Annotated in this window: 5 protein-coding genes; all 5 read right to left on the reverse strand. The window is 43.6% G+C overall.

Translation table 11 applies throughout. The annotated features are described in order from the left end of the window. Positions 1-7: 7 nt before the first annotated feature. Entirely contained in the window at positions 8-3,091 is a 3,084-nt protein-coding gene (locus AB5062_RS13480) for an efflux RND transporter permease subunit (protein ID WP_118292488.1), read from the reverse strand. 11 nt (positions 3,092-3,102) lie between these two features. Continuing rightward, entirely contained in the window at positions 3,103-4,362 is a 1,260-nt protein-coding gene (locus AB5062_RS13485; RefSeq protein WP_005842605.1) for an efflux RND transporter periplasmic adaptor subunit, read from the reverse strand. Positions 4,363-4,456: 94 nt separating this feature from the next. After that, entirely contained in the window at positions 4,457-4,960 is a 504-nt protein-coding gene (locus tag AB5062_RS13490) for a DUF6769 family protein (protein ID WP_080705370.1), read from the reverse strand. Positions 4,961-4,989: 29 nt separating this feature from the next. Then, positions 4,990-7,026 (reverse strand): M13 family metallopeptidase, encoded by a 2,037-nt coding sequence (locus AB5062_RS13495; protein ID WP_008782371.1) that lies wholly within the window; start codon positions 7,024-7,026, stop codon positions 4,990-4,992. Between the two features lie 25 nt (positions 7,027-7,051). Next, entirely contained in the window at positions 7,052-8,995 is a 1,944-nt protein-coding gene (locus AB5062_RS13500) for an ABC-F family ATP-binding cassette domain-containing protein (protein ID WP_011965415.1), read from the reverse strand. Between the last annotated feature and the right edge of the window lie 400 nt (positions 8,996-9,395).

The following is a 9,395-nucleotide window of genomic DNA, read 5'->3' on the forward strand; positions in this document are numbered from 1 at the left end:
ATTTCTATTATTTCTTCTTTCGGTTCATCAGTTCATAAACAATCGGAATAATGAAAGCGTTCAGGAAAGTCGATGTCAAAAGACCTCCAAGAATAACTTTCGCCATCGGGCTTTGTATTTCATTACCCGGCAAATCGCCACGGAATGCCAAAGGTATCAAAGCCAGCGCGGAAGACAACGCAGTCATCAGGATAGGGTTCAAACGGTCTAACGAACCGTGAAGAATGCTTTCTTTCAAATCCATACCTTCTTCGCGCAACATATTGTAATGACTTATCAACAACATACCATTACGGGTAGCAATGCCAAACAACGAGATAAAGCCGATAATAGCCGGAATGCTTATCTCACCCGTTGTTATCATCAATGCAAATACCCCACCAATCAACGCCAAAGGCAAATTCAACAAAATGACTCCACTTTGGGCTGCATTCTTAAACTGGGTATAAAGCAACAGGAAGATAACCACGATACTCATAAACGAAGTGAGCATCAGCGTACGGCTGGCCGCCTGCTCGCTTTCAAACTGACCGCCATATTCCACATGATATCCTTCGGGAAGCTTGATTTGCGCATCAATCCGTTCCTGTATATCATTCACCACGCTGCGCAAATCACGACCGCTGGTATTGGCCGAAATCACAATCTTACGCTTCACGTTCTCACGGCTGATGGTATTCGGTCCCATGGCAGAAACCACATCGGCTACATAGTTGACAGGGATTTTCTGACCGTCACCGGTATCAATCATCAGGTTGCGCACCTTCTCCATCTCATCACGCACCTCATCCTTGGTACGGACAATAAGATTAAACGCTTTGCCTTCTTCATATACCTGTGAAACGACTTCACCCGCCATGTTCACTGATACAAACTCGGCAAACTCCGGTAAAGAAATACCGAATTTGGCAAGCATCTCGCGTTTGGGAACAATCTTGAGCTGCGGACGTTCGATTTGTTGTTCCACATTCAAGTCGGCAATACCCTCCACACTGCTGATGGCATCCTTTATCTGATTACCGATGGCAAACATCTTGTTCAAATCATTACCAAACAGTTTGATGGCAATGTTGGCCTTGGTACCCGAAAGCATGGCATCGATACGGTGGCTGATAGGTTGGCCTATTTCGATATTCGCACCGGTAATGGTAGATAACTTGGCACGCACATCGGCTACCAGTTCCTGGCGGGAACGGTCTTTCAATTCAAACGGGGCCTCAATTTCACTCACGTTAACCCCTAATGCATGCTCATCCAGTTCGGCACGTCCCGTTTTACGGGCTACAGTCTGTATTTCGGGAATAGACATCAGCAACTCTTCTGCACGGTGTCCCATTTTATCCGATTCTGCCAAAGAAATTCCCGGCAATGAACTGATATTAATGGTGAACGAACCTTCATTGAAAGATGGCAGGAAACTGCGTCCTAATGTAAAAAACATAACCAATGCCACCGCAAACAGTCCACCCGTAAAACCCAATACTGCGGATTTATGATTCAAGGACCATAACAAGGCATTGCGGTAATGCTTTTTCATCCATACGGCCACAAATGCCTCTTTGGGCAATCCTTTGCTTTTATTATTACCTAACAGATAGCTGCACAATACCGGAGTCAGTGTCAAAGCCACTACCGTAGAAGCAAACAACGCCACAATAAAGGCAATGCCCAACGGAACCAGCATACGCCCTTCCATTCCTGTCAGGAAAAACAAAGGAACAAAGCTGACTACAATAATCAAGGTAGAGTTCAAGATAGGCATACGCACTTCCTTCGAAGCATTGAACACGACTTCAATCACGCTCTTACGTTCCTCTTCGGGCAACAAGCGATTCTCACGCAAGTGCTTCCATACATTTTCCACATCCACAATGGCATCATCCACCAACGAACCAATGGCAATGGCCATACCACCCAAACTCATGGTATTGATGGTGAGTCCCATATAGTGAAGAGTCAATATAGAAACAATCAATGACAACGGAAGGGTTACCAATGAAATAACCGTGGTACGTACATTGGCAAGGAACAGGAAGAGAACAATCACCACAAAAACAGCACCTTCATACAACGAATCCTTCACATTACCGATAGAGCTTTCAATAAAACGGCTCTGACGGAAAATATCTGTAGAAACGTGTACATCAGCCGGAAGATTCTTCTGCAAATCCTTCAATGCGGCTTCCAACTGCTCTGTCAGTTCAATAGTCCCGGTCTTGGGTTGTTTGGTAACGGTCAGCAGTACGGCAGGTTTTCCTCTCTCCGAAGCAGTACCCAGTTTGGGTTCCTGCGAACCAATCTTCACATCGGCAATATCCTCCAATGTAACGGGCACCCCTTCCACCGTCTTGATGACGGAACGTGACAACTGAGCCACATCATGACTGGAAAGCACCCCGCGAACAATATATTCGTTTCCATATTCATAAATCACTCCGCCATTGGCATTCTGATTCATGTTACGGGTAACGTTCATCACCTCTGCCAACGTAACATTGTAATGTTTCATACGGGCAGGGTCAAGCAACACCTGATATTCCTTGATATCACCTCCCAGCACGGCAACCTGTGCCACACCTCCCGTAGAGAGCAGGCGCGGACGGATAGTCCAGTCTGCCAGTGTACGGAGATCGAGCATGGAAGTAGTATCCGAAGTCAGACCGATAATCAGCAACTCACCTAAAATAGAAGACTGAGGTCCCATGGTAGGTTTACCTACATTCTCGGGCAACTCCTCGCTGACCAAGGACAATTTCTCACTGACAATCTGACGGGCCAGATAGATATCGATATCCCATTCAAATTCCACCCACACAACGGAAAAGCCATTGGTGGAAGATGAACGCACCCGGCGCACATGGGTCGCACCGTTCACGGCAGTTTCTACAGGAAAGGTTACCAATTGTTCCACCTCTTCGGCTGCCATACCATTCGCTTCGGTCATAATCACTACAGTCGGTGCATTCAAATCGGGGAACACATCGACTTCCGTATGAAAAGCCGTGTAAGTACCGCCGATAAGCAGCAAAACCGACGCCACCAGAACCAATATACGGTTCTGAAGGGAAAAATGTATAATCTTATTTAGCATAGGACGGCTGATTAATGTTCATGACTATGAGCCGGAATCGCATTGCTGGCCGACGCTAATTTCACCTGATAAGCTCCCTTTGTTACCACACGGTCACCGGCTTTCAAACCGGTCAGAATCTGCACTTTCTTTCCGTTGCTCGCTCCCAAAGTTACCTCCTGTTTCTTATATCCTTCCTCATCCAGTTGCAGATAAACAAAGTACAAACCTTGTTCTTCGGTCAGTGCCGTAACAGGCAAGGCCAGCACATCGGGCATTTCCGACGAGAGCAGATACACCTCCACATACGAACCGGGAATCACATCTCCCCGATTATCAAATTCGAAAGTTACAGGCACATAAAAAGAAGTACCACCGGATGCTTTACCATAAGAAAGCAGACGCCCTTTCAACTCACCCAGCTCATATACCTTATTATCGTATGGAGTCTTGAAGTTTGCCGACTGGATGCTATGCAGATAACCATAATATTTCTCGGAAACATCTGCACGAAGGAACAGACGACGGTTCTGAGTGATACTCACCAAAGGCTGGCCTACCGACACATAGTCACCTTCCTGCACCAGACAATTCTTGATATAACCACCTAAAGGAGCTGTGACGGACACACCTGTCTTGGTCTGGTTCTTTGAAATAGCCTCGTATGCCAATAATGCATTTTCATAACTCTCCTTAATGGCATTGAAATCTTTCTGCGATATTATCTGACTTTTTACCAACTTGGCGGCACGTTCATATTCTTTTTTGGCGGTTTCATATGCGATACGGGTACGTTTTACAGGGTCTCCGTCCGGCATATTCTCAGCAGAGATATTCAGAATGGGAGCCCCCTTGCTCACACTCATACCGTCCGTTACCGGATGGCGGAAAGAAACCACACCGGCTACATTGGCGACTACTACGCTTTCATCGCCTTGTGCTGCCTGCACCTGACCGCTGGTCGTTATCACCTGACGGAATGATTCAGGCCGGATTATTTCCGATTCTACCCCGGCTGCTTTTGCTTTTTCTGGAGCCAGAATTATCTCATCGGAATGTCCGGCTGCAGAAGCTTCCGCTTCATGATTATGCCCTTCGTGACCTTCATTCTCATGGTCGTGGTTTTCTTTTTCATGGTCATGCCCTTCGTGATTATGGTCATGCCCTTCGTGGTCGTGATTATGTGCTTCCTCCGTTCCATGATCGTGTCCTTCGTGATCATGACCCGATTTACTGTTGCAAGAGCCTAAGAGGAACAAGCCTAAGACTCCCATAAAGATAAGTTTCTTCATGATGATATTATTTGTTCTTACTTTTTATTAAATGCAAAATTAGTGTAAAGAAAATGCAACAAAGTTGCGGATAAAAAGATAAACTTTCTATCTGTTAAGCAAGAACATCGCAAGGAGGAGCACGCAACCCCTTTACGTGGGGAAGACACGTAGAATGCAGTTTTTCTAAATAGTAATTATAAGGTAATGTGTTGTGTTCTGTCAACCGCAATGAAAGCGCCAATACATCCGTCACCGTATATAACAGCAAACAAAACGAATAATCAGGAGAAACACTGTCTTGGGCCCGATCCGGAGTTACACTTTTAAACTTGGTCACACATCCGGCATTACATGTATGATTCTCATCAGAACTATTATTATGCTGCTGATGCTGCACGGAACATTGACAGCCGCACAAAGTCATATCATGCTGCAAACAAAGAATTTCCCGGTGATGATGATGAGGCAGAACAGATGCTGTCAACATGATAATGCTGACCAACATCAATACCCATGCTATGTATCGTCTCCGTTTCATCGAGCACAAAAATAGGTGTTTATCATGTAAATTCCAAAAAGAAAGCATGGTAAATGCCGAATTCTCAGCAATTACCATGCTTTCTTATTATCTTTTACATACAAAGCTTACCAAATAGAGACACGTTTTTCAGGAGCCAAATACATAGGATCCCCCTCTTTAATGCCAAAAGCATCATACCATGCACCTATTTGAGGGAGTGCTCCGTTCACACGCCATCTGCCCAATGAATGTGGATCAGACTTGGTTTGCAAACGAATCTGCTCGTCGCGGATATTGCCAGCCCACACTCCGGCGTATGACAAGAAGAAGCGCTGTTCCGGAGTAAATCCGTCTTTTACCGGCAGGGGAGCATCTTTTGTCGCATTCTTGAACGCCTGGAAAGAAACCTGCAAACCACCATGATCGGCTATATTCTCACCTAAAGTCAAAGAACCGTTGGCATTGAGTCCCGGCAAAACCTGGATGCTATCAAAGAAATTCACCATTACCTGAGCACGTTCTTCAAAACGTTTGGCATCTTCGGCTGTCCACCAATCTTTCAAATTACCATCCTTATCAAACTGACGTCCCTGATCATCGAATCCATGAGTCATTTCATGACCGATAACCACGCCAATAGCTCCATAATTAAATGCATCATCAGCATTCATATCAAAAAACGGATATTGAAGAATACCCGCCGGAAAACAAATCTCATTCGTGGTCGGATTATAATATGCATTGACAGTCTGCGGAGTCATTCCCCATTCATCTCTGTCAACCGGCTTTCCTGCCTTGGATAACATATAATCCAGTTCGAATTCTGTAGCACGCTTCACATTGGCCCAATAAGAATCTTTTTCAATATTCAAACCGGTATAATCCCTCCACTTATCAGGATAGCCTACCTTTACATAAAAAGAATTCAACTTCTCAATAGCTTTAATCTTTGTGCTATCACCCATCCATTCCAAATTCCGAATACGTTCTCCCAATGCGGTCTGCAGATTCTTTACCAACTGCACCATACGTTCTTTTGCGGCTGCCGGAAAATATTTCTCCACATACATCTGACCTACCGCTTCACCCAGTACTCCATTTACAGTACTTACAGCACGCTTCCAACGAGGTTGGTTAGCCTGTTTGCCGGATAGTGTTTTTCCATAAAAATCAAAATTTTGTGCCACCAAATCATCACTCAAGTAACCGGCAGCCCTGTCTATCAGACTCCATTGCATATAAGCGATCTGATTTTCAACCGGCAAGCTATTGATAATTTTCTCAACCTCTTTAATCGGCTCCACTTGAGAAACACTCAGTTCAGTCACCCCTTTCACGCCTATACCATTCAAGAAAGCATCCCAGTCAATGCCCGGAATCTCTTTCTTTAATTCATCCAAAGACATTTTATGATAATTGGCCGCAGGGTTACGCTGTTCCACCGCACTGAAAGAAGCTTTTGCAATACGGGTTTCGATATCCATTACAGCCTCCATTTTCTTTTTAGCGGCAGCCTCATCAAAACCAGCCAATTGGAACATCTTTACAATATGTTCCTTATACTTATTACGGATATTGACAGTCACATCATCATTGTCCAGATAATATTCTTTTTCACCCAGACTGATACCCCCTTGATACAATTGAAACAAATTGCTCTTGCTGTCCATGATATCGGCACCCACATAGAAACTGAAATAAGGGAATACACCGCTATGAGCCAGTTCCGCCATCAAAGGAACTATTTCCGATTTATCCTTCACTGAAGCAATCTTTTCCAAATCAGCTTGAATAGGAGTTACTCCATCCGCATTCAGTTTCACACTATCCATAGCCAAATTATAGATATCCCCTATTTTCTGACCTATTGTACCTTGCGCATTCTGCCCGGCAGCAATTTCCACAATCAATCCTTTCAGTTGTTCCCGATTATTTTCAGCAAGCATATCGAATGAGCCAAAACGGGAATATTCATTGGTCAGAGGGTGTTTCTTCATCCATCCGCCACAAGCATACTGATAAAAATCAGCTCCTTGAACAGCCGTAGTGTCCAAATTTGTCAAGTCTATACCCGAAGTCATGACGGCTTCCTTTTTACTGTCGCATCCGGCAGCTACTGCCAGAGCCAATACAGCCATTGGTAAATAATGTTTTGCTTTCATTTGTTCTATATATATGATACATACTTTAACTTCCCTGCATCTCTTCTAATTCCATAGAAACGGTCTCCCATTCTTCTACCGTCTGATCCAAGTCCTTTTTCAGTTTCTGATGCTTTTCATACAAAGCCATATCCGATGCACCTTCGGGAGTAGCCATATCAGCTTCCACCTCGCCAATCTCAGTTTCCAGCTTTTCTATTTTCTGTTCACAATCCGCAATTCGTTTCTCCAATTTGCGAATTTTCTTATTCAATTCCTTTTGCGCCTCATAAGATAATTTGTTCTCACTAACCGTTTCGGGTTCTTCCTTTTTAGTGGCAGACACAGTAGGAGAAGCCGAAAGCTGCAACTCATTCAGACTCTCTATTTTCTTTTTCTGTAAAAAATCATAAATGCCGCCAATGTGTTCTTTTACTACTCCACCTCCGAATTCATAAACTTTGGTCACCAGTCCATCCAAGAACTCACGGTCATGAGAAACAACAATCACCGTTCCATCAAATTCCTTGATAGCTTCTTTCAATACATCCTTTGAGCGCATATCCAGATGGTTGGTAGGTTCGTCCAAAATAAGGAAATTCACCGGTTCTAACAAAAGTTTTATCATGGCAAGACGACTCCGCTCCCCACCCGACAGTACCTTTACTTTTTTATCAGAAGCCTCACCTCCAAACATGAATGCTCCCAGAATATCACGAATCTTCAAACGAATATCCCCTTTTGCCACATAATCAATCGTATCAAAGACACTCAGATTTTCATCCAACATCTGAGCCTGATTCTGAGCAAAATAACCAATCTGTACGTTGTGCCCGATGGTCAGTTTACCTTCGTATGGGATTTCGTCCATTATACATTTCACCAAAGTGGACTTACCTTCCCCATTCTTTCCGACAAAAGCCACCTTCTCACCTCGATTAATAGTCAAAGTCACATCGTGAAAAACGATATGACTGCCATATGCTTTCTTCACCCCGTCACAAATGACCGGATAATTGCCGGAACGCATGGCAGGCGGAAACTTCAACCGCAAGGCTGAATTATCTTCATCATCAATTTCAATAGGAACTATTTTTTCCAATTGCTTGATGCGGCTCTGCACCTGTACAGCCTTGGTAGCCTTATAACGGAAACGCTCTATGAAATCTTCCGTATCCTGAATTTGCTTCTGCTGGTTCTCGTATGCACGCAATTGCTGCTCACGACGTTCTTTGCGCAATACCACAAACTCATCGTAAGCCACTTTATAATCATAGATATGCCCGCAAGATATTTCAATCGTACGATTGGTCACATTATTAATAAATGCACGGTCGTGGCTCACCAATACAACGGCTCCCGCACTTGTCTTCAAAAAGTTTTCCAACCATTGAATGCTTTCTATATCCAGATGATTGGTAGGCTCGTCCAACAGCAACACATCGGGCCGTCGCAACAGCAACTTGGCCAACTCTATACGCATACGCCATCCACCACTGAACTCAGATGTAGGACGGTTAAAATCCTCCCGGCTAAATCCCAACCCCATCAATGTACGTTCTATCTCAGCTGTATAATTGGTACCTCCCATCATCAAAAAGCGTTCATTGTCATGGGTGAATTTCTCAATCAGTTTATGATAGTTTTCTGAATCATAATCTGTTCTATCCGCCAACTCCTGATTCATTCTCTCAATACTAGCCTGCAAGTCAAAGATATGTTCAAAAGCCATCTCCGCCTCTTCCATCACAGTATGTTTATCACTCAGAATCATGACTTGAGGCAAATAGCCTATCGTCACATCACGCGGAACAGAAACACTACCTGAAGTAGGCGCCTGTATTCCTGCCAATATCTTAAGCATAGTAGACTTACCGGCCCCATTCTTCCCGACCAGCGCAATACGATCTCTCTTATTGATAACGTATGACACATCCTCAAACAGAGGCGTTACTCCAAACTCTACTTTCAAATTATCTACTGAAACCATTCGTTTTTATCCTTTTGCAAAAGTGGCAACAAATATACGGTTTTATATGTAAAAAAGACAAAATACAAGTAAATAAAAAAAGTCCTCATCCTTAACAAATAGGACAAAAGTATTAAAACATGTTAGAAAACATATTTTTTTAGTTGTTTTATTTGCAAAATCCACTAAAACACGTACCTTTGCAACGTGTTTTTCATAGTATTAGATTTAAGGTTAACAAAGGTTGGAGCAAGGCGTTGCTCCTTTTTTTATGTCTACATTTTCCTCATACTTAAATATGGCTCAGCGGAAATTTCTGGTTGTTAAGTTTTAAAATTAGCTACCTTTGCTTACCTTTGTTTTATGAAACCCGAACGACTCCTTCGTGCCATCCTTCCGGATGTGCTTATAGACAACTTTG

Source organism: Phocaeicola sp. RTP21359st1_B8_RTP21360_211022 (assembly GCF_040911965.1).
Classification (GTDB): Bacteria; Bacteroidota; Bacteroidia; order Bacteroidales; family Bacteroidaceae; genus Phocaeicola; species Phocaeicola vulgatus.

Bases quoted from the DNA above. Each gene is read 5' to 3' on its own strand.
- AB5062_RS13480 (WP_118292488.1), bottom strand. From the start codon at position 3,091: ATGCTAAATAAGATTATACATTTTTCCCTTCAGAACCGTATATTGGTT.
- AB5062_RS13490 (WP_080705370.1), bottom strand. From the start codon at position 4,960: ATGGTAATTGCTGAGAATTCGGCATTTACCATGCTTTCTTTTTGGAAT.
- AB5062_RS13485 (WP_005842605.1), bottom strand. From the start codon at position 4,362: ATGAAGAAACTTATCTTTATGGGAGTCTTAGGCTTGTTCCTCTTAGGC.
- AB5062_RS13500 (WP_011965415.1), bottom strand. From the start codon at position 8,995: ATGGTTTCAGTAGATAATTTGAAAGTAGAGTTTGGAGTAACGCCTCTG.
- AB5062_RS13495 (WP_008782371.1), bottom strand. From the start codon at position 7,026: ATGAAAGCAAAACATTATTTACCAATGGCTGTATTGGCTCTGGCAGTA.